General features: G+C 61.5%; 21 protein-coding genes. 15 read left to right on the top strand and 6 right to left on the bottom strand.

Going from position 1 to position 22,715, the window contains the following annotated elements:
* Positions 1-11: 11 nt before the first annotated feature.
* The 3 genes from BM190_RS36215 to acuR are packed head-to-tail and all read right to left on the bottom strand — an operon-like array spanning position 12 to position 2,158.
* On the bottom strand, positions 12-473 hold the full coding sequence (locus BM190_RS36215) for a tripartite tricarboxylate transporter TctB family protein (protein ID WP_092262293.1): 462 nt from the start codon (positions 471-473) through the stop codon (positions 12-14).
* Positions 474-490: 17 nt separating this feature from the next.
* Positions 491-1,474: an acrylyl-CoA reductase (NADPH) gene (gene acuI / locus BM190_RS36220; protein ID WP_092262294.1), complete on the bottom strand. Its 984-nt coding sequence runs from the start codon at positions 1,472-1,474 to the stop codon at positions 491-493.
* A 15-nt stretch (positions 1,475-1,489) separates the two neighbouring features.
* Positions 1,490-2,158: an acrylate utilization transcriptional regulator AcuR gene (acuR, locus tag BM190_RS36225; RefSeq protein ID WP_092262295.1), complete on the bottom strand. Its 669-nt coding sequence runs from the start codon at positions 2,156-2,158 to the stop codon at positions 1,490-1,492.
* Positions 2,159-2,424: 266 nt separating this feature from the next.
* Here acuR and BM190_RS36230 point away from each other — a divergent pair, with 266 nt between their 5' ends.
* The 10 genes from BM190_RS36230 (at position 2,425) to BM190_RS36270 (ending at position 10,507) form a co-directional block, all read left to right on the top strand.
* The gene (locus tag BM190_RS36230; protein ID WP_092262296.1) at positions 2,425-3,414 is read left to right on the top strand and encodes a Bug family tripartite tricarboxylate transporter substrate binding protein; all 990 of its coding nucleotides are present in this window, start codon (positions 2,425-2,427) and stop codon (positions 3,412-3,414) included.
* A gap of 24 nt (positions 3,415-3,438) precedes the next feature.
* Positions 3,439-4,611, top strand: a complete 1,173-nt coding sequence (locus BM190_RS36235; protein WP_092262297.1) for an acyl-CoA dehydrogenase family protein — start codon at positions 3,439-3,441, stop codon at positions 4,609-4,611.
* A gap of 29 nt (positions 4,612-4,640) precedes the next feature.
* Positions 4,641-5,300 carry a 3-oxoacid CoA-transferase subunit A gene (locus BM190_RS36240; protein WP_092262298.1) on the top strand — a complete coding sequence of 220 codons (660 nt, stop codon included), beginning with the start codon at positions 4,641-4,643 and terminating at the stop codon, positions 5,298-5,300.
* A complete protein-coding gene (locus tag BM190_RS36245) occupies positions 5,300-5,980 on the top strand; it encodes a 3-oxoacid CoA-transferase subunit B (protein WP_092262364.1) in 681 nt (226 codons plus the stop codon). The genes BM190_RS36240 and BM190_RS36245 overlap by 1 nt, the downstream gene beginning before the upstream one ends.
* Positions 5,977-7,302 carry a thiamine pyrophosphate-binding protein gene (locus tag BM190_RS36250; RefSeq protein ID WP_244550858.1) on the top strand — a complete coding sequence of 442 codons (1,326 nt, stop codon included), beginning with the start codon at positions 5,977-5,979 and terminating at the stop codon, positions 7,300-7,302. The genes BM190_RS36245 and BM190_RS36250 overlap by 4 nt, the downstream gene beginning before the upstream one ends.
* Entirely contained in the window at positions 7,188-7,622 is a 435-nt protein-coding gene (locus BM190_RS41405) for a thiamine pyrophosphate-dependent enzyme (protein WP_244550875.1), read from the top strand. Before BM190_RS36250 ends, BM190_RS41405 begins: the two co-directional genes overlap by 115 nt.
* 46 nt (positions 7,623-7,668) lie before the next feature.
* The gene (locus BM190_RS36255) at positions 7,669-8,178 is read left to right on the top strand and encodes an MOSC domain-containing protein (RefSeq protein WP_092262299.1); all 510 of its coding nucleotides are present in this window, start codon (positions 7,669-7,671) and stop codon (positions 8,176-8,178) included.
* Positions 8,178-9,128: a PDR/VanB family oxidoreductase gene (locus tag BM190_RS36260; protein WP_092262300.1), complete on the top strand. Its 951-nt coding sequence runs from the start codon at positions 8,178-8,180 to the stop codon at positions 9,126-9,128. The genes BM190_RS36255 and BM190_RS36260 overlap by 1 nt, the downstream gene beginning before the upstream one ends.
* A gap of 120 nt (positions 9,129-9,248) precedes the next feature.
* On the top strand, positions 9,249-9,782 hold the full coding sequence (locus tag BM190_RS36265) for a helix-turn-helix domain-containing protein (RefSeq protein ID WP_092262301.1): 534 nt from the start codon (positions 9,249-9,251) through the stop codon (positions 9,780-9,782).
* A gap of 62 nt (positions 9,783-9,844) precedes the next feature.
* Positions 9,845-10,507: a glutathione S-transferase family protein gene (locus BM190_RS36270; protein WP_177237497.1), complete on the top strand. Its 663-nt coding sequence runs from the start codon at positions 9,845-9,847 to the stop codon at positions 10,505-10,507.
* Positions 10,508-10,563: 56 nt separating this feature from the next.
* Here BM190_RS36270 and BM190_RS36275 read toward each other — a convergent pair whose 3' ends face one another.
* Both BM190_RS36275 and BM190_RS36280 read right to left on the bottom strand, forming a co-directional pair.
* On the bottom strand, positions 10,564-11,190 hold the full coding sequence (locus tag BM190_RS36275) for a LysE family translocator (protein ID WP_092262303.1): 627 nt from the start codon (positions 11,188-11,190) through the stop codon (positions 10,564-10,566).
* Positions 11,191-11,509: 319 nt separating this feature from the next.
* Entirely contained in the window at positions 11,510-12,961 is a 1,452-nt protein-coding gene (locus tag BM190_RS36280; protein ID WP_092262304.1) for a helix-turn-helix domain-containing protein, read from the bottom strand.
* Between the two features lie 329 nt (positions 12,962-13,290).
* Here BM190_RS36280 and BM190_RS36285 point away from each other — a divergent pair, with 329 nt between their 5' ends.
* The 3 genes from BM190_RS36285 to scpA are packed head-to-tail and all read left to right on the top strand — an operon-like array spanning position 13,291 to position 19,014.
* Positions 13,291-14,820, top strand: a complete 1,530-nt coding sequence (locus BM190_RS36285; RefSeq protein ID WP_092262305.1) for an acyl-CoA carboxylase subunit beta — start codon at positions 13,291-13,293, stop codon at positions 14,818-14,820.
* Between the two features lie 2 nt (positions 14,821-14,822).
* Positions 14,823-16,838 (top strand): acetyl-CoA carboxylase biotin carboxylase subunit, encoded by a 2,016-nt coding sequence (locus BM190_RS36290; RefSeq protein ID WP_092262306.1) that lies wholly within the window; start codon positions 14,823-14,825, stop codon positions 16,836-16,838.
* Between the two features lie 37 nt (positions 16,839-16,875).
* Positions 16,876-19,014 carry a methylmalonyl-CoA mutase gene (scpA, locus tag BM190_RS36295; protein WP_092262307.1) on the top strand — a complete coding sequence of 713 codons (2,139 nt, stop codon included), beginning with the start codon at positions 16,876-16,878 and terminating at the stop codon, positions 19,012-19,014.
* Positions 19,015-19,151: 137 nt separating this feature from the next.
* Here the strand turns inward: scpA and pdxR are convergent, their stop codons facing one another.
* On the bottom strand, positions 19,152-20,666 hold the full coding sequence (pdxR, locus tag BM190_RS36300; protein ID WP_092262308.1) for a MocR-like pyridoxine biosynthesis transcription factor PdxR: 1,515 nt from the start codon (positions 20,664-20,666) through the stop codon (positions 19,152-19,154).
* A 100-nt stretch (positions 20,667-20,766) separates the two neighbouring features.
* Here pdxR and BM190_RS36305 point away from each other — a divergent pair, with 100 nt between their 5' ends.
* Both BM190_RS36305 and BM190_RS36310 read left to right on the top strand, forming a co-directional pair.
* Positions 20,767-21,393, top strand: a complete 627-nt coding sequence (locus BM190_RS36305; RefSeq protein WP_092262309.1) for an FMN-binding negative transcriptional regulator — start codon at positions 20,767-20,769, stop codon at positions 21,391-21,393.
* Between the two features lie 633 nt (positions 21,394-22,026).
* Positions 22,027-22,707, top strand: a complete 681-nt coding sequence (locus tag BM190_RS36310) for a type 2 periplasmic-binding domain-containing protein (protein WP_244550859.1) — start codon at positions 22,027-22,029, stop codon at positions 22,705-22,707.
* Positions 22,708-22,715 lie beyond the last annotated feature (8 nt).

A 22,715-nucleotide genomic window follows, 5' to 3' on the forward strand; every position in this document is an offset into this window, starting at 1 on the left:
GTGCCAGCCCCCTAGTCAACAAACCACGATCCGAGTATCGGCATAGGCACGCCGAGACCGTAGACGAACACCAGCGCACAGAAGACCGAAAGGAGGGCGGCCATGATCAGCCCCTGCTTCCACGTAAACTTGACGCTGGCATAGGCACTGACGAGGGTGATCGCGGACACTGCGACAACGATGCCGGCCCGCTCGATGAGTATGCCGAATAGGAGCGATCCAAGGGTGACCAGGAGCAGCCCCTTGACTGTGAATCCTCCGAGCTTGTCACCCTCGACGGCGAAAGACCTCAGAAGCGCGATAAGCCCGACGCCTGCCAAGGCGACCGAAAGTACCACCGGAAAGAAGCTCGGTCCCATGCGCAGGGGCGAGCCGAAGTCATAGTTGCGGGCAATCCAGAGAAAGGCGGAGGCGACCGCGACAAACAGGAGGCCCGACCAGAAGTCTGCCGGATTTCGAATACTCAAACGCATCGGAGCCCCCTTCGTGTTTACTTGTTGACGTCGACGACCGTGCGGCCGCGCACCTGACCACTCATGAGCCGGGCGGCGGAAGCTACGACCTCGTTCAATCCGATATCGAGCGCGGTCTGCTCGAGATCCGACGCAGTCAACAGCGAGGCGAGTCGGTCCCAGGCCTCCACGCGTTCGGCCTTCGGCGGTGTCACGCTGTTGATCCCGAACAACGCAACGCCGCGAAGGATGAATGGTGCGACGCTGGCGTGCAGATCGAGCCCCTGCGCCATGCCGCAGGCCGCCACGGCGCCGTCAGCCTTGGTGCTGGCGCAGACGTTGGCCAATGTATGGCTGCCGACAGAATCGACCGCGGCGATCCACCGCTCCTTCTGCAGCGGCTTGCCAGGCTCCGACAGCGAGGCCCGGTCGATGATTTCAGCTGCTCCGAGAGCCTCAAGATAAGGCCGCTCTTCTGGCCGACCGGTAGATGCGACGACACGGAAGCCGAGCTTCTTGAGCAGCATGATCGCGATGCTGCCAACCCCTCCGCCGGCACCGGTCACCAGCACATCGCCACTGCCGGGGCGGATGCCGTGTCTTTCGAGCGCCATGATGCAAAGCATTGCTGTGTAACCGGCGGTGCCGATGATCATTGCGCGGCGCGACGGCATCGAGGCCGGCAACTTGATCAGCCAGTCGCCCTTCACCTTCGCCTGTTGCGCCAGGCCGCCCCAGTGCTGCTCGCCGACACCCCAGCCGTTCAGAACCACGCGGTCCCCAGGAGCGAATGCGGGATCGGAGCTCGACCTAACCACGCCGGCGAAATCGATGCCTGGTACCATGGGGAAAGACCTTACGACCGGTCCCTTGCCGGTAATAGCAAGGCCGTCCTTGTAGTTCAGCGTGCTGTATTCGACATCAACCACGACATCGCCTTCGGGGAGCCGGCTCTCGGGGAGCTCGGCTACTTTGGCCCGATATCCCTGTTCGTCCTTTTCGATCAGTACAGCTCTAAACACCTGAGATACTCCTCTCTAAGCCTTCTTCCGGCCTGGCCGCGATTGTTCCGGACGCGGCAAGCCGGCCATGAATCCTGCAATGAATGTGTCGAGCGGTGCGCCATTCTTGACGAGGCGTGCGCGCATTACGGCGCCTTCCCAGCCGATCCAGAAGAACTCGGCCAAGGCTTCACAGTCCGCGGACACCTCGATCTCGCCAGCGTCCCGCGCGAGCTCCAGGCAGCGCGCCACCTTGCGCTGCCAGCCCTGCACGATCCCGTTCAGGTCGGCGCGATAGCTATCAGGGAGGGCCCCGACCTCCTGGCTCAGATTTCCGACCAGACAGCCGCGCGTGTATTGGTACTTCGCCATTCCCGCCTTGGCGTCGTCGACGAAGGCACGCATCCGCTCGGACGGCGCCAGTCTGTCATTGGTCAGGGCTCGGTCAAGCTTTCGGCAGAAGAATGCGTCGTAGGCCTTCATGACTTCTCGGCCGAAGTCCGCCTTGCTGGCAAAGTAGTGGTAGAACGAGCCTTTCGGCACCGTCGCCCGGCGCAGCAGCGCATCGAGGCCAGTTGCCGCGAACCCCTGTTCCGTCAGCACTTCCATGCCGCAGCGTATGAGGACGTCGCGCGTTACGGCGAAGCCGAGCTCGCGCCTTTCAGTGCCCGCAATTATCAGGGGAGTGCCTTGGTTCTTCGCCATGTGTCCCTACTAGACCGATCGTCTAGAAACACAGTCGGCTTCGACTGACAACAGAAAAGCCGCGGAAGACACGTTAAAACGTCCTTGCAGTGCAACAATATGTCTAAGATATCGGTGGTTGATGGTCAAATCAGCGGGGATTGCTCCACAATTGTGCGCCGGCCGTGCAGGTGTATCGGCGTGTGCAGACAGGTCATTTCGGTTTCGTACTTGACACAATGTGTCCTTTGCTTCGATTGTGAGGCCGTCCTTTGAGAGGGTGATCCATGATCCAGTTCTCCAGAAAATCTCTGTTGCTTGCTGCCGTCGCTCTGTGCCTCGGCTTCGCCGCCGCGCCGTCAATGGCGGCCGATGCTTATCCATCGAAGCCAATCAAGCTCATCGTCGGCTTTCCGCCCGGTGGGCCCACCGACATCATAGGTCGTGTGATCGGACAGCAGCTATCGAAGGAATTGGGGCAGCCCGTCGTGATCGAGAACAACGGTGGTGCAGCCGGTCTCATTGGTGCGAACAATGTCGCCAAGGCAAGGCCGGACGGATATACGCTGCTGGTGTCGGTGGAATCGTCGAACACACGCGCTCTCGCGCTCAATCCATCCGTTCCTTACGATCAGGAGAAGAGCTTCACCTATATCCGAAAGGTCGCGAAGCAACGCAATCTCGTCGTGGTCAATCCGAGCCTTCCGGTCTCGTCCATTGCGGAGCTCATCGCTTATTTGAAGGCACATCCCGGTGAGGTGAACTTCGGCGGGACCTTTGGCGCGACGTCGCATATTGCCGGCACGCTGTTCGACAAGGCCAACGGCACCAAGATGACCTTCATCAACTATTCCGGCGGCGGCCAACCGATCGTCGACACCATTGCAAACGTCGTTCAGGTCGGGTTCTTCACGGAAGCGACGGTCGCGCAGCACATCAAGGCGAAAACACTCAAGGCGATTGCGGTAGCATCCAGCGAACGGTCGCCGGCTTTCCCGGATCTGCCGACCGTAGAGCAGGGGGGTGCCAAGCCCCTCGACGTTTCGCCGTGGTTCGGCATCGCCGGGCCGGCGAAGCTGCCTCCGGATGTTGTCGCTAAGATTGGCGCCGCGTTGGACAAGACTGCCGACGACAAGGAATTTCTAGCGCAGCTCGAGACCCTTGGCGCGCTTCCGATTCATGGCTCTACAACTGAAAGCGTTACAGCCGATATCGGGCGCGAAGTCGCGTTCTGGAACGAGTGGGCCAAGGAAATGGGCAGCGCGCTTGCGCGCTAACCGCGGGATCTGATCGGAGCGTCGATGCCGGACTTCTATCATCAGTACGACGAGCTTCTCTCCAGCGATGAGCGGCGCCATGTCGATGAAACGCGCGAATTCTGTACGGGCGCGTTCTCCGACGCCGTTCTTGCGGCACACCTTGCAGATGAGGCGCTACCCGCCAGATGGATTGCAGCGTGGGCGGCAACCGGCAAGCTGGGTCTGCAGGCGAAGCGGGACCATGGCGGCTTCGAGACGTCCTACTTGTGTAAGATCCGCGTTGCCCAGGAGATGGCGCGCCATGGGTTTGCGGCAGCGTTCTGCTTGAACCATCACCAGGGCGGGGTCACTCGCCTGTCGCAGACGGGCACGCCGTTGCAGATTGAGCAGTTGCTGCCGTCCGCGTTGCGGGGCGAGATGCTTTTGACCACCGCCATGAGCGAGCCCGGCGGCGGCAGTGACGTGTCCGCCCTGACCGCGACGGCGACGCCGGTCGCGGGTGGCTGGTCGCTGAAAGGGACCAAGGCGTGGCTCACCAATGGCATGATGGTCGGCGGGCTCATTGCGCTCGCGCGCGTGCCGGATGATGCCGGCAATGCCGACATCGCAAGCTTCTATGTGCCGCTGGGCGAGGCGGCGACCTTCCGCCGGCAAGAGATCATCGTTCCCGGCGCGCGTTCGTTCCGTCTTGCCGAGATTACCTTCACTGATCACTTCGTGCCGGCGTGGGGCCTGATCGCCTCGCCTGGCGCAGCACTCAAGGCCTCGATGGCTTCCGTCAACGCCGCCCGCGTGCACGTGGCCGCGATGACCATCGCGACACTTCATGCGGCGCTTTGCGAGGCTGTGTCTTATTGCGAAGGCCGCCATGCGTTCGGAAAGCCGCTCGTCGCGCATCAGGGCCTGCGGTGGGAACTCTCGGAGGTATCCATTCGGCTCGAAGCTGCGAACGCGCTGGTGTTTCGCGCCGCCGAGCAGATCCAGGTAGGTGGAAATCCGGTAACCCTCGCGGCACAGGCCAAGAAATTCGCCGTCGATACCGCCATCTGGGGAGTCGATCAGTGCATCAGGATCGTGGGTGCGACCGGGGCGAGCGCGGCGCATCGCCTCAACATGCACCTCGCGGAGGTTCGCATGGCGGCCTATGCCGACGGCACGAACGAGATGCTGCTCGACCGGATCGGGCGGGGGCTTCCCTCCGACTATCGCGGCTGAATGAAATCGAATTTTCGCGGAAGGAATAGATGCGCAACGTAATTGTCAGGGATGCCGGGGCGGCCGTGGAAGGCATCAAGGACGGGCACACCGTCATGGTTGGCGGCTTCGGCGGCGCGGGTCTGCCGAAAGGCGTGATCACGGCGGTGCTCGACAAGGGCGTTCGTGACCTCGTTGTCATCTCGAACAACGCAGGCTCGTCCGACGACGACCTGTCACTCTGGTTCAGCGCCAAGATCGTCCGCAAGATCATCTGCTCCTATCCGCGGAGTGCGCAGCAATTCGCGGAGCAGTATCGTGCCGGCACGGTGGAGCTCGAGCTCGTTCCACAAGGCACGCTGGTTGAACGCATACGGGCCGGTGGCGCCGGCCTCGGCGGCTTTCTTTCGCCGGTAGGCGTCGGAACGGTGTTCGCCGATGGTAAGGAAAAGGTCACCGTGCAGGGCCACGAGTTCCTCCTCGAGCTGCCGCTGCACGCGGACTTCACATTCATCAAGGGGCATTTGGCCGACAGTCTCGGCAACATCACCTACAACAAGAGCGCACGTAACCATTGCGTGGTGATGGCTACTGCGGGCGATACCGTGGCGGTCGAGGTTGATCGCATCGTCGAAGTCGGCGAACTCGATCCAGAGAACATCGTCACGCCCTGCGTATTCGTTGATCGCGTTTTCACGAGGAACCTATGATGAAGCCGCTTTCCCGCGACGCACTTGCCCGCATGGTGGCGCTGCATCTTCCGAACGAGGGCTTCGTCAATCTCGGCATCGGCGCGCCGACGCAGGTCGCGGACTATCTGCCGTCGGGGTCTGGCGTGATGCTTCATAGCGAGAATGGTGTTCTCAACGTCGGACCCAAGCCGCCAGAGGGGCAGGAGGACTGGGACCTGATCAATGCTGGAAAAATGCCGATCTCGCTCAAGCGGGGTGGATCGTATTTCGATTCCAGCCTCTCGTTTGCAATGATGCGCGGAGGTCATCTCGACGTTGCGGTTCTCGGTGCCTTCCAGGTCTCCCGGGAAGGCGATCTCGCCAATTGGACCACGGGCGATAACGGATCGCCGCCTGGCATCGGGGGCGCCATTGACCTCGCGGTCGGCGCGAAATCGATCTGGGTGATGATGGACCACACGACCAGGGATGGACGTCCGCGGATTGTCGAGCGCTGTGGCTATCCGCTCACCGCGCGAAAGGTCGTTACGCGCATTTTCACCAATCTGGCGATCCTCGACGTCACTGACAATGGCCTTGTGGTAGATGCGTTGCTTGAGGACATGAGGGTCGCGGAGTTGCAGGCTCTCACCGAAGCGCCGCTGCTGGCGCTCGGGAAAGTCCGTACCATCAAGCAGGATGGGGCTGTACTTGCATGACCTATCGTATTGCCGAGCTGATTGCGGATAGCCTCATCGCCCACGATATCGACCGTGCCTTCGGCGTCCCCGGTGAAAGCTTTCTGCCGCTGCTGGACGCGTTGCACGACAGGGGCCAAATCGACCTCGTGACCTGCCGTCACGAAGGTAGTGCGAGCCTAGCTGCCGTTGCCGATGCCAAGCTCACCGGTCGTGCCGGCGTGGTGTTGGCCAGCCGCGGGCCCGGCGCGTTCAATGCCGCGCTGGGCCTGCATGTCGCGGAGCAGGAGGCGATTCCCTTGGTGATGCTGGTCGGTCAGGTTGATCGGCCCAATCTCGATCGCGATGCGGTGCAGGAGATCGACTGTGGCCGCTCGTTTGGTGGACTTCTGAAATGGGCAGTTCGATTGAACTCCGCCGCATTGGTTCCCGAGATGATGGCTCGCGCATTCGCCGCCGCGCAGTCCGGCACGCCCGGGCCGGTCGCCGTCGAACTTCCAGAGGACCTTCTGGCTGATTCTGCGCAGGGCCTCCTCGTCAAAATCCACGGAGCCGTGCTGCCCGAGCCCGGCACGGGGGCAATTGAGAAGGCCAGTGCGATGCTCGCCGCTTCGCAGAGGCCAATTCTACTAGTGGGTGGCGAGTGCCGGACAATGGCATTTCGGCAGGATCTGATTGCGTTGAGCGAAAAATGGAACTTGCCGGTCGTCGTTGCCGCCAAGATGCAGGACCAGTTTCGCAACGATCATGCTCTCTGGGCGGGTCAACTCGGTTTCTTCACGTCGCCCGCGCATGTGAAGCTGTTCGAGCGTGCCGATCTGATCGTCGCGCTCGGCAGTCGCCTCGGGGACCTTTCCTCGCTCGGATTTGCATTCCCTCGACAAGCCGCGCCGCGCCAGCCTCTGGTGCAGGTCTATCCGGACGCCGGCGCGATCGGGACACGCTTTCAAACCGATCTTGCGATCGTCTCCGGCGCGCACGCCTTCCTGCGTGCAATGCTTGCCGTGCCGGCCGTAGCCCAGGAGCGGATCAGTTGGCGCCAGGAGATAGCCGCCGCACGGAGTGCGACGCATGGCTGGCCACGATCAGGCGTACCTGCGACGGACGTTTCGGCCATGCTGTCGCAGCGATTGCTTCCCAGCTTCGGTCGGACGGAGTGGTCACGACGGACTCGGGCAACTTCGCCGCATGGGTCCACCGCATCTTCAGCTTTCAGCCGTCCGCGCGGCTGCTCGGTTCGGCATGCGGCGCAATGGGCAGCGGCGTTCCTTCCGGGCTCGCGGCAAGCTTGCGGTATCCTGATCGCCAGGTCGTCGCGTTCTGCGGAGACGGCGGTTTCCTGATGACAGGTAACGAGCTCGCCACGGCCGTTGCGCGAGGAACTGATCTGAAGATCGTGGTCTCAAACAACAGCTCGTATGGGACCATTCGCTCACATCAGGAGAGAGCGTTTCCGAACCGGCCGTACGGCACTGATTTGTCGAATCCCGATTTTGCGGCTTTGGCGCGCGCCTATGGGGCGGCGGGATACTTTATTTCCGACGCGACGGATGTCGAAGCAATCGTGAAGGAAGCCATGTCGATGAAAGGGCCTGTCCTGATCGGGGTGAAGTCCGAAGTGCATCACTCTCCCGACAAGTCGATCGGGGCAGCCTTGCGCTGACCCGGAGCCGGAACAAATTAAGCGCATGAATACCGAAAGTAGACAAATGGACGGCATCATATCCGAGAGACCGCAGATCGCCACCTCGTGGCAAGGCGTCGTGCGCTTCCTGCACAAGACGCCGCGCGCATTTCTCCCAATGCGTTCGTTCTCCGAGCTCAAACTGATCGCGGGCCGTGGCATCGAGGGTGACCGATACCTGATTGGACAGGAAACCGGCTTCTATTCGCACAAGCCGGAGGAAGGACGGCAGATTACCCTCTTCGAAATGGAGACCATCGAGGCGCTCCGGCGTGATCACGGTATCGAACTCCCGCCGGACGAGCATCGCCGCAATGTCACGGTGGAAGGCGTGCCGGTCAGTCATCTCGTCGGGAGACGCTTTAGGCTCGGCGAGGCAATCGTGGAGGCGACGCGTCTGTCTACGCCATGTCGGCATATCGAGGAAATTCTTGGTAAAGCCGTGTTCGACCCGCTGATCAACCGTTCCGGGTTGAACTGCAAGATCATTGCCGGTGGGACACTGCGCGTGGGCGATATCGTAAGGCCCCTGTAATGGCGAAGCCCATCAAGACTGTCTCGACCGTCGTTTCGCAGGTCGAGGATCTCGGCAATGATACCAAGCGTTTCACGCTGATGGATCAGGACGGCTGGGAGCTGCCGCCCTTTAAGCCGGGCGCGCATATTGACGTGCACCTTGAGCCTGGTCTGGTTCGTACTTACTCGCTTTGCAACGAACCCGCAGACGGCACGCGTTACGTCATCGCGGTGAAGAGAGAAAGAGATGGCCGTGGCGGCTCGAAGTTCTTGCACGATCGCGTGCGGATCGGAGACCGCATTGGCGTCTCCCTGCCGCGCGGCGGCATAGGGTTAAGCACAAACGGAATGAACGTGTTCGTCGCTGGCGGCATCGGTGTGACGCCGTTCATCTCCGCCATCCGACACCTTCAGCGGCAGGGGCAGACGAACTATAGGCTGCATTGGGCCAGTCGTGGCCCACCGGTTCTTGGCGACATGATCGGTCCGGCGATCGAGGCCGGCCATGTCCGACTGTACGATACGACCATGCAGGCGAAGCCAGCGATCGTCGCGCTGGTGGACGAGTTCGCTGCCAGCGGCTTCGCAGCCTGTTGCGGACCTGAGCCGATGCTCGAGGACTTCGAGGCCGCTGTTGAGGCCTGGCCGGCGGAACGCAAGCACGTCGAGATGTTCACTCCGCCGAAGCGGATCGTCCAGAGCGATGTCCCGCCCTATGAGCTCGTTCTGCGGGCCAGCAAGAAGGTGGCAACAGTGGTGCCCGAAGTTGGCTTGCTCGGAACGCTTGAGGCGATGGGCGTCGATGTGCCGGTGTCGTGCGGCGGCGGCATCTGCGGTGCCTGCCGGACTCGGTGGATCGAAGGGCCGCCCATTCACAGGGATCGCGTGCTTTCGCCGGCCGAGCGGCAAAACGAACTCATCCTCTGTGTGGGAGATTGTGCAGGGCCCAAACTGGTGCTGGACCTCTGACCGGCCGGGGAAGGTGATACCGATGCCAACAACAGATGGGGTCGGTGTTGATCTGGGCCTGAATATCACACAGATTGGGGGCGAGCGTACCGCATGCTCTGTTTCGCCGATTAGATCGATATGACCCTTAACCTGAAATTTCTCCGCGTTCAAAGTGGGATGACCCTCGAGCAACTGGCGGCCGATTCGGGGCTGACGAGGAGCTATTTGTCCAAGCTAGAGCGCGGTCTCTCGTCACCGTCAATTGGTTCTGCGCTCAAGATAGCGGAAGCGCTGGGCACTTCACTTGACCGCCTGTACGGAGAACATGACGACAAGGACCCCGTTGCCGTCGTGCGTGCAAAGAACGGTAAGCCAGGGGATACAACCACGTATTTGTCCCTGGTTGCCGGGCTGGCGCCAGATCGCATCATGCGCGCCTTCATTGTTCGGCCCACGAAAACGGCGAAGCGGGGTCGGATCATGAGTCATCATGAAGGTGAGGAAATTCTCTTCATTCTGACCGGAAAGATCGAACTTCTTATCGGAAAGCGAAAGGAGGTTCTTTATCCGGGCGACTGCGTGCAATTCGATTCGACAATTCCTCACAAGCTGACCGCTCTCACGTCGGAGGCCGCGTCCGCATTGGTGGTGATCGCCACAAAGGAGACCTGACTGTCGGGAAGTTTATGTTGTCTGATGACTTCCTACCAAGTAAGTCGACGAGGTGCAGAACGATGAAGCTCTATGATACGCAACGATCGGGGAATGCTTGGAAGGTCCGACTTCTTGCCGGCTTCCTCAATAAGTCTCTCCAGAGGGTCACGTTGTCGATCGATCGGGGCAACCTTGGCGATCCGGAGTTTCTTAAGCGCAGTCCACTCGGCATGGTGCCGACCTTGGAGCTCGATGATGGGCGTACCATCAGCGAATCTATTGCCATCCTGCAGTTTCTAGCTCACGGCACGCCATGGTGGCCGATCGCCGCTCTTGATCAAGCATATGTCTTGATGTGGTTGTCGTTCGAGCAATCGCAGCACATGCATCCATTGGCGAAATTGCGACTACATCTGAGCCTTCATCGCGACCGCGGAGTTGGAGACGAAGACATGGTTCGTTTCAAGGACGAAGCAAAGCGCGCGCTGCACTTGTTAGATGATCAGCTCGCAAGGCAAGGATCTTCGGGCTGGGTGGCCACGCAAGCTCATCCAAGTATCGCCGATGTGGCACTTTATCCGTACACACGCTTAGCGAGTATGGGTGGGATTGATTTGGGGGCGTTCCAGAACCTATCGCCTTGGCTTTCGCGAATGGAAAGTTTGCCCGGCTATCAGCCTCTATTTCCCGGGCGCCCCGAGCTCAATTTTTCGACGGTCGAAATTGAGGACAAGCCGAAATGAAGGGCATTTCGTTCCTGCTGCGGACTCCCAGCAGCTGTGTCTAAACTGAGAAAACATCAACTCGTGCGACGGGCGAACAGCAGAGTTGCTCCCAGCCCGCACATGACGGCGCCCGATACCTGCCGCGTCTTGACGATGAATGACGGCCGCTTTGCGAAGCCCTCCCGTGCTTTCGCCGCCCAATAGGTCACGATCAAGTCTACGCTCGTGTTGAGTGCGACCGAGATCAGCCCCAGCACGATGAACTGTGCGGCGACGTTCGTGGATGGGTCGATGAACTGAGGGATGAACGCGAGAAAGAATGCGGCTGTCTTGGGATTTAGTGCTTCCACGACGATACCCTCGCGAAAGGCCCGGCGAGCCCCAGTGGTGTGAACGTCGGCCGGCTCCAGGACACGTGCTTCGCGCCATGTTTTGATCCCCAGCCAGACGAGATACAAGCCTCCCACCACCTTGAGCAACGTGAAAGCATCTGCGCTTGCCATAAGGAGCGCAGATAGGCCGACCGCGCCAGCTAGCACGTGCACAAGCCCACCGAGACCCAGACCGACGCTCGATGCCAAACCTTCGCTCCTGCCACCCGCAAGCGTACGCGCCACGATATAGAAGATGCCCGGTCCTGGCGTGACAGCCACGAGCAGCGCGGCTGCCAAGAACACGAAGAAAGTCTGATATGCGAACATGGCTTTGCCTTTCGTTTGCGGCCCCGAACGCCTCGGCTTGCCAGCGTTGCAACAAACGACCCCGCTTCCGGATTCCGAGGATGCTTGCTCTCGGCAGGGGCGGTGGGGCTCCGATACGGTTAGCTACGCTCGCCCGCGAGCTTGGGAATACATAAGCCAACGATCCGGTGCAACCGAGCGGGAGATGAAATCCGCATGAGTCTAACTGACGGCTCAGAGCCTGGAGGGCATGGCGACAAGGGTGGGAATTGAAAATCCGCCACCGCTCTCTGGTACCCGAAGACGGCCGGTCAGCCCATTGGGGTGGGTGCCTGCGCCGTCATCTGCTGTTTTTGGTTCGCGGAATCTTAGTGGCGATCTGATATGGGACAACTCCTCTTTCGATTGTACCCACGTCAAGTGGATGTCCGATCGGCGGCAACGCCCGGTGACGACAATCTTTGCGTTCGCAGGCCCTGCAACCCGGGCCAATGGGATCGATCGCATCACGATCGTCCAAGTCCAAGCCTTTCGAGTAGACCATCTCGTTTGCATAGGCAATTTCGCATCCTAGTCCGACTGCGACGGCACGCGGGCGGCTAAGATAGGAGCCCGTCGAGAGACTCACGGTTCGAGCTACGGAGAGATACCTGGTTCCATCAGGCGAGGCGGCCAACTGGACCAGGATGTGGCCGGGATGCGAAAACGATTGATGCACGTTCCAGAGCGGGCAGGGACCTCCGAAGCGGGCGAACTGGAAGCGGGTGGCGCTGCTGCGCTTCAGGACGTTTCCGGCGATGTCGATCTTCAAGAAGTAGAACGGAATGCCTGGCGAGTTCCTACGCTGAAGCGTACTCAGGCGATGGCAGACCTGCTCGAAGCTCGTGCCGAAGCGTCGCTGAAGGCGTTCGATGTCGTACCGAGCTTCGCGCGCGGTGGTGAGGAATGCCTGATACGGCATGACCAATGCGCCGGCGAAGTAATTGGCGAGGGCGACGCGTGCCAGCGATGCAGCTTCCTCGTTGCTCAATCGTGCCTGTTTGATGTGGCGCTCGATGCTGTTTCGCTGTTCCAGGAGGCCGATGACATGAGCAATCCAAAATAGTCGACTCTCTACGGGAGCATCCTCGGACAGGAAGAGTGTCTTGGCGTTGTTATCAAGTCGCCAAATCATGCCTTTGCCAAGGTCCTCCGGCGTTTGCTCCGTTCGGATCCCATACGCATCGCGCAGATACCTGATGAAGTCTTCGCTGCGATTCTCAGGGTGGAATTGTCTTGCTTCAGCAAGTCTTTCGGCGGCGCGGTCGAGTGCATCGAAATAGTTTCGCTTCGATTGCACCCAATCCCTGACCTCATCGTAGGGAAAGCGGCTCGCGGCACCCACATCATTCTGTGCGACGCGCGTTTGTAGGGAACGATGCTCTTCCTCGAGCGCAAGATAACCGCGATAAAGATGGAGGAAGCGCTGCGCGACCTCGGGGGCGACTCGGACGGCCGCGCTCGCCTCATCGGCCGATAGGGCCGATCCGAATAGGGGGTCGCTGGCGGTTTCACGGAGTTCGCTCGCGAGACGCAAGTCATCATCGGCTGCGAAATAATTCGGTTCAATGCCGAGTAGCCGGCTGAGACGCATTAGCAACTTGCGCGTGATCGGCCTCTGGTCTCCCTCCATTTGGCTCAAATAACCTGCCGAAATGCCAAGGGCGTCTGCGAGTTCGGCTTGTGTTGTCCCACGTTGTTCGCGCAGCCGCCGCAGCCGGTCGCCCGCAAAGATCTTTTGATACTTTGTCAATTTACAATCTTTACAAGATGTGGTGCGTTGTCAGCAGTTTTAAGCATTTAATTGGTCCTTCAGCGGCGATCGATTTGCTAAGTTTGCACACAACCGATGAGGTTAAAAGTTTCGAAGCCCCAACCGCTCGGGGAATTGGCTTTGCCACCCCAGTTTGAAAATCGAAAGATTGTGGCAACCGGGGGCCTGTTGGCACTGCCGGCTTGCGAGGCTTTGGAGAAGTGACCGCGAGGGCCGCCGTTCGCTCGTGCGAGCAATGGCGGCGCTGTTCCATAAAGAGCGCTTCTTGGTTCGTACCAAGTCGGACCTGACTGTGAGGATACGCTGTCGTGACTACATTGGCCGAACTCGAAGACCGACGTGCTGGTGCCAGACTTGGCGGCGGGAAAAAGCGCATCGAGGCGCAGCACGCCCGCGGCAAGCTGACCGCGCGCGAGCGCATTGAGCTTTTGCTCGACAAGGGATCGTTCGAGGAGTTCGACATGTTCGTCGAGCACCGCTCCACCGAGTTCGGCATGGAGAAGACCAAGGTGCCCGGCGACGGCGTCGTCACGGGGTGGGGCACCGTCAACGGCCGCAAGACCTTCGTCTTCGCCAAGGATTTTACGGTGTTCGGCGGCTCGCTGTCCGAGACCCACGCGCTGAAGATCACCAAGCTGCAGGACATGGCGATGAAGGCGCGGGCGCCCATCATCGGCCTCTATGACGCGGGCGGCGCGCGCATCCAGGAGGGCGTCGCCGCGCTCGCGGGCTATTCCTACGTGTTCCGCCGCAACGTCATCGCCTCGGGCGTGATCCCGCAGATCTCCGTCATTATGGGCCCCTGCGCGGGCGGCGACGTCTATTCGCCTGCCATGACTGACTTCATCTTCATGGTGAAGAACACCAGCTACATGTTCGTCACCGGTCCCGACGTGGTGAAGACCGTGACCAACGAGGTGGTGACGGCCGAAGAGCTCGGCGGCGCCTCGGTGCACGCGACGCGCTCCTCGATCGCCGACGGCGCCTTCGAGAACGACGTCGATGCGCTGCTGCAGATGCGCCGCCTGATCGACTTCCTGCCCTCGAACAACACCGATGGCGTGCCGGAATGGCCGAGCTTTGATGACATCGGCCGGGTCGACATGTCCCTGGACACGCTGATCCCCGACAATCCGAACAAGCCTTACGACATGAAGGAGCTGATCCTGAAGGTCGTGGACGAGGGCGACTTCTTCGAGATCGCGGACCTGTTTGCCAAGAACATCGTCACCGGCTTCGGCCGCATCGCCGGCCGCACCGTCGGCTTCATCGCCAACCAGCCGATGGTGCTGGCGGGCGTGCTCGACTCGGATGCCTCGCGCAAGGCCGCGCGCTTCGTCCGCTTCTGTGATGCCTTCAACATCCCGATCGTCACTTTTGTCGACGTGCCGGGCTTCCTGCCGGGCATCGCGCAGGAATATGGCGGCCTGATCAAGCACGGCGCCAAGCTCCTGTTCGCCTACTCGCAGTGCACCGTGCCGCTGGTGACCATCATCACCCGCAAGGCCTATGGCGGCGCCTTCGACGTCATGGCCTCCAAGGAGATCGGCGCCGACATGAACTACGCCTGGCCGACCGCCCAGATCGCGGTGATGGGCGCCAAGGGCGCGGTCGAGATCATCTTCCGCAGCGACATCGGCGACGCCGACAAGATCGCCGCCCGCACTAGGGAATACGAAGACCGCTTCCTGTCCCCCTTCATCGCCGCCGAGCGCGGCTACATCGACGACGTCATCATGCCGCACTCGACCCGCAAGCGGATCGCCCGTGCGCTGGCGATGCTGAAGGACAAGAAGGTCGAGATGCCCGCGAAGAAGCACGACAATTTGCCGCTATGACAATGTTCAAGAAAATTCTGATCGCCAATCGCGGCGAAATCGCCTGCCGGGTCATCAAGACCGCCCGCAAGATGGGAATTCAGACGGTCGCCGTCTATTCCGGCGCCGACCGCGACGCCCTTCATGTCGAGATGGCCGACGAGGCCGTCCTGATCGGCCCGCCGGCGGCAGCCGAGAGCTATCTGGTGATCGAGAAGATCGTCGAGGCGTGCAAAAAGACCGGCGCCGAGGCCGTGCATCCCGGCTACGGCTTCCTGTCCGAGCGGGAGGCGTTTCCGCGGGCACTGGAAGCCGCCGGTATCGTCTTCATCGGCCCGAACCCGGGCGCGATCGCCGCGATGGGCGACAAGATCGAGTCGAAGAAGGCGGCCGCCAAGGCCAGGGTCTCGACCGTGCCCGGCTATCTCGGCGTCATCGAGGACGACAAGCACGCGGTCAAGATCGCGGACGAGATCGGCTATCCCGTGATGATCAAGGCCTCCGCCGGCGGCGGCGGCAAGGGCATGCGCATCGCGCATTCGAAAGCCGAGGTCGCCGAGGGCTTCAACCTCGCCAAGGCCGAGGCCAAGGCTTCGTTCGGCGACGATCGCGTCTTCGTCGAAAGGTTCATCGTCGATCCCCGCCACATCGAGATCCAGGTGCTGGGCGACAAGCACGGCAACGTCATCTATCTCGGCGAGCGAGAATGCTCGATCCAGCGCCGCAACCAGAAAGTCATCGAGGAGGCGCCGTCGCCGCTGCTCGACGAAGCCACCCGCCGCAAGATGGGCGAGCAGGCCGTCGCGCTGGCCAAGGCGGTGAACTATGATTCCGCCGGCACGGTCGAGTTCGTCGCCGGCCAGGACAAGAGCTTCTACTTCCTGGAGATGAACACGCGCCTCCAGGTCGAGCATCCCGTGACCGAGCTCGTCACCGGCGTCGACCTCGTCGAGCAGATGCTGCGCGTCGCCGCCGGCGAGAAGCTCGCGATCAGCCAGAAGGACGTCGCGCTCACCGGCTGGGCGGTGGAATCGCGGCTCTACGCCGAAGACCCGTTCCGCAACTTCCTGCCCTCGATCGGGCGGCTGGTGAAGTATCGCCCGCCGGCGGAAGTGAGCAAGGACGGCATCACCGTGCGCAACGATACCGGTGTGCAGGAGAGTGGCGAGATCTCGATCTATTACGATCCGATGATCGCCAAGCTCGTGACGCACGCGCCCTCGCGCGCGGCCGCGATCGAGGCGCAGGCGACCGCGCTGGATTCGTTCTATGTCGACGGCATCCGCCACAACATCCCGTTCCTGTCGGCGCTGATGCATCATCCGCGTTGGCGCGAGGGTAATCTCTCGACCGAGTTCATCGCGGAAGAATTCCCCAAGGGTTTTGCGGTGCGCGTACCGGAAGGCGAGGTCGCGCGGCGGATCGCTGCTGTCGGCGCCGCCATCGATCACGTGCTCGGCGAGCGCAAGCGCCAGATTTCCGGCCAGATGGGCGGCCGCGTCGTGCAGCGCGAGCGGCGCCGCGCGGTCTGGCTCGACCGCCAGGAGATCTTGCTCGAGGTTGCCCGCGAGGGCGACGCGATCGCGGTGCGCTTCGTCGACGCCGAGGGCAAGGCCGGCCAAGCGCATTTGCTGCAGTCGCCTTGGAAGCCGGGCGATCCGGTCTGGCAGGGCACCATCGACGGTCATTTCGTCGCGGTGCAGGCGCGCCCGATCGCGAACGGCATCCGTCTCGCACATCAGGGCGTCGAGGTGCCGGTCTATGTCTGGACCGAAGCGGAAGCGGCCTCCGCCCGGCTGATGCCGGTGACGACGGCCTCCGACACCGGCAAGAAGCTGCTCTGCCCGATGCCGGGCTTGATCGTCTCGATCGCGGTGAGCGAAGGGCAGGAGGTCAAGGCCGGCGAGACGCTGGCCGTGGTCGAAGCCATGAAGATGCAGAACGTGCTGCGCGCCGAGCAGGACGGCACCGTGAAGAAGGTTCACGCCAGCGCCGGTGCGACGCTGGCGGTGGACGCGCTGATTCTGGAATTCAAATGAGTGCGGCCACCGAAGGCATGCGAGATGAGGAAGGACAATGATATTTCCAGATGAGTGGAGGAAGGTCGCAGAGAAGGAACTGAAGGCCGATCCCGATACGCTCTTGCGCGAAACGCCGGAAAATATCGCGATCAAACCCATCTATACGGCATCGGACTTGAACGGCATTGCCCATTTGGACTCTCTGCCCGGCGCTTGGCCGTTCGTTCGTGGTCCGCGAGCGACGATGTACGCTGGGCGGCCTTGGACGATCCGACAATACGCAGGATTCTCGACAGCGGAGGCATCCAACGCATTCTATCGCGCCGCATTGGCGTCCGGACAAAAGGGATTGTCAGTCGCTTTCGATTTGGCGACGCACCGCGGATATGACTCCGATCACCCACGCGTTGTCGGCGATGTAGGCAAGGCTGGTGTTGCCATCGATTCAGTCGAAGACATGAAAATCCTTTTCGACGGGATTCCGCTAGGGGAAACATCCGTCTCGATGACTATGAACGGCGCGGTCATCCCCATTCTGGCGACCTTCATCGTGGCCGGTGAAGAGCAGGGAGTTCCGCGGGAGGCCCTATCCGGAACGATCCAGAACGACATTCTCAAGGAGTTCATGGTTCGAAATACTTACATCTATCCTCCACAGCCGTCGATGCGCATCATCGCAGATATTATTGCGTACACGGCGCAGAACATGCCTCGGTTCAATTCGATATCGATCTCTGGCTATCATATGCAGGAAGCCGGAGCGACGCTCGTTCAGGAACTAGCTTTTACGCTCGCTGACGGACGCGAGTACGTGAGAGCGGCGCTTGCCAAAGGTCTCAACGTCGATGATTTCGCCGGACGACTTTCGTTCTTTTTCGCGATTGGAATGAATTTCTTCATGGAGGCGGCGAAGCTCCGCGCCGCCAGGTTGATCTGGTCTCGCGTGATGGCGGAGTTTCAGCCCAAGAAGCAGTCGTCTTTGATTCTCCGTACCCACTGCCAGACGTCGGGAGTGTCTCTCCAGGAGCAGGATCCATACAACAATATCGTGCGGACCGCCTATGAAGCCTTGGCTGCCGTATTGGGCGGAACCCAATCGCTACATACGAACTCGTTTGATGAGGCGATCGCACTGCCAACGGAATTCTCGGCGCGGATCGCCCGCAATACACAATTGATACTTCAACATGAAACGGGCGTCACCGATGTGGTCGATCCCCTTGCTGGGTCGTACTTTGTAGAGCGCCTGACCGACGATCTCGCCCGGGAAGCTTGGCAGCTCATGGAAGAGATTGAAAAGATGGGCGGAATGGCGCGCGCAATCTCGACTGGCTGGCCGAAGAGGCTCATCGAAGAATCCGCGACGCGAAAGCAGGCCGCCATCGATCGCGGAGATCAGGTGATCGTTGGAGTCAATCGCTATCGGCTCGAGCAGGAAGAATCGATCGATATTCTTGAAATCGACAATTCTACTGTGCGCGCCTCGCAGATCGAACGTCTGGCGCGGATCAAGAAGATGCGCGATCCGAATAAGGTAGGCACTACACTAGCGGAGCTGACGCGCATGGCCCGGACGGGGGAGGGTAACCTACTCGCAGCAGCGACCGAGGCCGCCAGAAGCCGCGCGACAGTTGGTGAGATGTCCGACGCAATGCGATTAGCCTTCGGGGATCATCACGCGATTCCGGCCATCGTTTCCAAGATATACGGGCCCGCTTATGGAGACGATCCCGAGTTCATAAATCTAATAGCGCGCGTCGGCGAAGTCTCGCGAGGTATTGGCCAGCAGCCGAAAATCATGATCGCGAAGCTGGGCCAAGATGGACATGATCGAGGGGCGAAGATTATCGCGTCCGCGTTTGGGGACATTGGCTTCGATGTAGTCGCTGGACCGTTGTTCCAGACTCCCGCGGAAGCTGTGACCTTGGCAGTTCGTGCCGGCGTGCATGTGCTTGGGGTTTCGTCTCTGGCCGCGGGGCACAAGACGCTGATTCCGCAGGTTATCGAGGAGCTGAAGGCGGCTGGACACAGCAATATCATCGTTGTCTGCGGCGGGGTGGTGCCCCGGCAAGATTACAATGATTTATTTCAAAAGGGCGTGGCCGCAATATTCGGGCCCGGCACGAATGTGCTTGAAGCCGCTCGGGCAATTCTCGATCTCATTGAGGGCCGGCGCAGGAATCGTCTGGATTGAGCATGTCCCGGGGCGGAGCGAGCGAAGCACTTTTTCGACGTCGATCTGGTACACCGACCGGCGATGGAGCTGGCGGCCAGTCATACGAGGGACTGCCGCCGCATAGGGCGCTCTACTGCGCGTACGAGAGTTTCTCGTCACGATGCGCGGCGCGACTTGCGCCGCGGCGCCTGCTGCATTCCATTCGTGTCCATCACGTGTCGCAGCCGCAGTACTGCGGCCTCGAGTTCCTGCGGCGCAAATCCGCCGAATCCGAGCATCAGGCCGGCGCGTGGTGCTTGATGGTACATCGGCGAGATCGCGCGCACGACGATGCCGGCATCGAGCGAAGCCTGGGCCAGCCGTACGTCGTCGGCGCCGTCAGGCAGCCACAGCAGCAGATGCATGCCCTGATCGCTCGGCTGCAGCGTGACGCCATCAGGCATGTGGCGTGTGAGCGCCGCGATCAGCGTTGCGCGTCGCGCAGCATAGACGCCGCGGATGCGCCTGATATGGGCTTCGAACAAACCTTCCTGCATGTAGGCGGCAAGCACGTGCTGGTCCGCCGTCGGCGAGTGGCGATCGAGCAGGGCACGCGCGCCGGCGAACGCATCGATCAGTGGTGCAGGTGCGACGACATAGCCGAGCCGCAGCGACGGAAATAGCACCTTGCTCAGTGTGCCCAGATAGACGACGCGCTGCGGGTCGAGGCCTTGCATCGACGGGAAGGGATGGCCGGCATAGCGCAGCTCGCTGTCGTAATCGTCCTCGACGATCCAGGCGCCCTGGCGCGCGGCCCATGCCAGCAGCGCCTTCCGCCTGATCATGCTGATCGGCATGCCTAGCGGATATTGATGCGAAGGCGTGGCGAAAGCTGCGCGCGCATCCGCGCAAATCGCAATGCCGGCGTCGACGTCGATGCCCTGCTCATCCACTGGCACGCGCGTGGTGACAAGGTCGAGATCGTCGAGCACCGCCGTCATGCCGGGATAGGCGGGGTCTTCGGCCCACACCCGATCGCCGCGCGACAGCAGCACGCGGCCGGCGAGATAAAGTCCCTGCTGTGTGCCGGCAGTGATCACCACCTGTTCGGGCTCGCACAGCACCGCGCGCGACTTGCGCACATAGTCGGCGATTGCCCGCCGTAATTCCATCAGCCCGCGCGGATCGCCATAGCTCGCCGGCGCCGCCGCGCGTGAGGCGCGCACGCGGTTGCCAAGGCGCCGCCAATGGTCGTCGGGCGCGACCGCGCCGGCGGGCACGGCGATCGCGAACGGCACCTCCGGCATCGGCGTGAAGGCGCCCACCACCTCCGCCAGTTTCGTGGCACGCGGGGGCAGGTCGATCGGCATGGTCTCCGCTTTCCGGCTGCGCGACGATCGCGCGGGCCGCGGCTGCTCGGCGAGCATCGGTGCCACGCGGGTGCCGGCGCCGACGCGCGAGTCCAGATAACCCTCGGCTTGCAATTGCTCGAAGGCTTCCGTCACTGTGCCGCGCGCGACGCGCAGTGACGTCGATAGCGTCCGTGTCGACGGCAGCAATTCGCCGGGCTTCAGTTCGCCCTTGGCGATCGCGGTGCGCAGTGCATGCGCGATCTGTCGGCCGACCTGGGCTGCGGCGCGGTCGATCACGCCGAGTGAGGGGATGTCTGTGGTGACGCGCCGACGCGGCATAATGGACCAGTCGAAATTGTCGAAAGTGGACCTAACGATAGACCATTCTGGCCTCTAAGATGCGAGTCAATCACGTAAAAGATTTGTCAGGAGGCCTGCCATGTATCTGCCGCCCCACTTCAAGATCGACGAGCGTTGCCAGATCCATGCCGCGATGCTTGCGTCGCGGCTGGCGACACTGGTCACCGCGACCGCCGACGGCCTGATCGGCACCCCGCTACCGCTGACCCTCGATGAGGGCGAAGGCGAGAACGGGACGCTCTATAGCCACGTCGCGCGGCCCAACACGCAATGGAAGACGCCCGCCACCGGCGAAGCGATGGCGATCTTCGCCGGCCCCGACGCTTACGTATCGCCGTCCTGGTACGTGACGAAGGCCGAGCACGGCAAGGTCGTGCCGACCTGGAACTATATCGCCGTGCATGCTTACGGTCCGGTCGAATTCTTCGAAGATGCGGATCGGCTGCTCGACGTCGTGACGCGGCTGACCAATCTGCATGAGCGCGAACGTGCGGAGGCCTGGCGGGTCAGCGACGCGCCCGATGATTTCATCAAGGCACAACTGCGGGGCATCGTCGGCCTGCGCATGCCGATCACGCGGCTCGACGCTAAGCGCAAGATGAGCCAGAACCGCAAGCTCGAGGACCGCGCTGGCGTCATCGCCGGCCTGTCGACGAGCGATCGCGCTGCTGATCGCGAGGTCGCCGCGATGATCCCGACGAGCTGAGAGATCGCAGCCGCACCCGGCCTCGCTTTCTGTTTCATGCAGTGCCGCTATTGTTCATGGCAATGAAGTGGCGGGTGCGGCCTATTTCGTCTGATTCGGTCTTTCTCTGTACTTCCGCAGCGACAGCTCAGCTCCTGCCGGCTGTCTTCCCGACTCCGCTGCAGAAGCACGAGCATCCATGAGTTCTAGTACCGCGCGCCCCGGATCTGGTCGGGATTGCGGTCGAACGCGCGCGCCTGGCGCTTGATGTCGGCATAGAACTCTTGCGTGCTCGCCAACGTCTGGTGCCATGAAGATGGCTTCGGCAAAGGCGCCGAAACCGCTGACGGCCGAGGCCACCTGATCTCGCACCGCCGACGAGGATTGATCACATGAATTCTTGTTTCGCTTTGTTCGCGCGCGGCAGTTCGCCGCGCTCAAGGCCGTGAGGCTGCTGCTCGCCGGCGACTTCGTTCGGCCTCGCGGCTCTCGCCTTTGCCGAGTCGCCGCTCGACAAAACCGAGATTCGTCATCAGGGCTGGGGCCGGGCAGGTGACGTTTATCGAGCTCGCCGATGATCTCGGGTATCTCGCGCCTCTGAAGCTGAAATGGGTCGGCAACACCATTAGCGGCCCGCAGGACATCCAGACGGTGGTGACCGGCGACATCGATATCGGCGGCGCCTTCTATGGCGCGATCCTGAAATTGATCGCCGCACGTGCGCCAATCAAAGCCGTGGTCGGCTATTACGCTTCGGACGCCAACACCTATTACGGTTACTACGGGAAGGACGACAACCCGCTCAAGAACGCGCGACCTGATCGGCAAGAAGGTCGCCGTCAATACGCTAGGTGCGCATCTGGAGTTCGTGCTGCGCGAATATCTCGCCCGCAACGGCCTCTCAGCAAGCGAGGCCAAGCAGGTGACGCTGGTGGCGATCCCGCCGGTAGCGGCGAACAGGCGCTGCGCCAGGGCCAAGTTGAGGTGAGTGCTCTCAGCGGCGTGCTTCGCGACAAGGCGCTCGATCGCGGTGGCATCAACTCGCTGTTTAACGACATTGACCTGTTCGGCCAGTTCACCGGCGGCTCTTACGTGCTGCGGGACAAATTCATCAAGGACAATCCCGAGGCGTCCCGCAGGTTGATCGAAGGCATCTCGCGCGCGATCGCGTGGGCGCAGACGACACAGGCGGAAGAGGTGCGAGCGCGCTTCGACAGGATCATCGCCGAGCGCAAGCGCAACGAGGATGCCTCTTCGATCAAATATTGGAAGAGCACCGGTGTTGCGACCAAGGGCGGCCTGGATCTCGGACGCAGAAATCCGGGTCTGGATTGACTGGCTCG

This window comes from Bradyrhizobium sp. Rc3b, assembly GCF_900114915.1.
Lineage (GTDB): Bacteria > Pseudomonadota > Alphaproteobacteria > Rhizobiales > Xanthobacteraceae > Bradyrhizobium.

Coding starts and splice junctions, on each gene's coding strand:
- BM190_RS36255 (WP_092262299.1), top strand. CDS start 7,669: ATGGACGGCATCATATCCGAGAGACCGCAGATCGCCACCTCGTGGCAA.
- BM190_RS36230 (WP_092262296.1), top strand. CDS start 2,425: ATGATCCAGTTCTCCAGAAAATCTCTGTTGCTTGCTGCCGTCGCTCTG.
- acuR (WP_092262295.1), bottom strand. CDS start 2,158: ATGGCGAAGAACCAAGGCACTCCCCTGATAATTGCGGGCACTGAAAGG.
- pdxR (WP_092262308.1), bottom strand. CDS start 20,666: ATGCCGCGTCGGCGCGTCACCACAGACATCCCCTCACTCGGCGTGATC.
- scpA (WP_092262307.1), top strand. CDS start 16,876: ATGATATTTCCAGATGAGTGGAGGAAGGTCGCAGAGAAGGAACTGAAG.
- BM190_RS36245 (WP_092262364.1), top strand. CDS start 5,300: ATGAAGCCGCTTTCCCGCGACGCACTTGCCCGCATGGTGGCGCTGCAT.
- BM190_RS36235 (WP_092262297.1), top strand. CDS start 3,439: ATGCCGGACTTCTATCATCAGTACGACGAGCTTCTCTCCAGCGATGAG.
- BM190_RS36250 (WP_244550858.1), top strand. CDS start 5,977: ATGACCTATCGTATTGCCGAGCTGATTGCGGATAGCCTCATCGCCCAC.
- BM190_RS36240 (WP_092262298.1), top strand. CDS start 4,641: ATGCGCAACGTAATTGTCAGGGATGCCGGGGCGGCCGTGGAAGGCATC.
- BM190_RS36270 (WP_177237497.1), top strand. CDS start 9,845: ATGAAGCTCTATGATACGCAACGATCGGGGAATGCTTGGAAGGTCCGA.
- BM190_RS36305 (WP_092262309.1), top strand. CDS start 20,767: ATGTATCTGCCGCCCCACTTCAAGATCGACGAGCGTTGCCAGATCCAT.
- BM190_RS36275 (WP_092262303.1), bottom strand. CDS start 11,190: ATGTTCGCATATCAGACTTTCTTCGTGTTCTTGGCAGCCGCGCTGCTC.
- BM190_RS36260 (WP_092262300.1), top strand. CDS start 8,178: ATGGCGAAGCCCATCAAGACTGTCTCGACCGTCGTTTCGCAGGTCGAG.
- BM190_RS36290 (WP_092262306.1), top strand. CDS start 14,823: ATGTTCAAGAAAATTCTGATCGCCAATCGCGGCGAAATCGCCTGCCGG.
- BM190_RS36265 (WP_092262301.1), top strand. CDS start 9,249: ATGACCCTTAACCTGAAATTTCTCCGCGTTCAAAGTGGGATGACCCTC.
- BM190_RS36215 (WP_092262293.1), bottom strand. CDS start 473: ATGCGTTTGAGTATTCGAAATCCGGCAGACTTCTGGTCGGGCCTCCTG.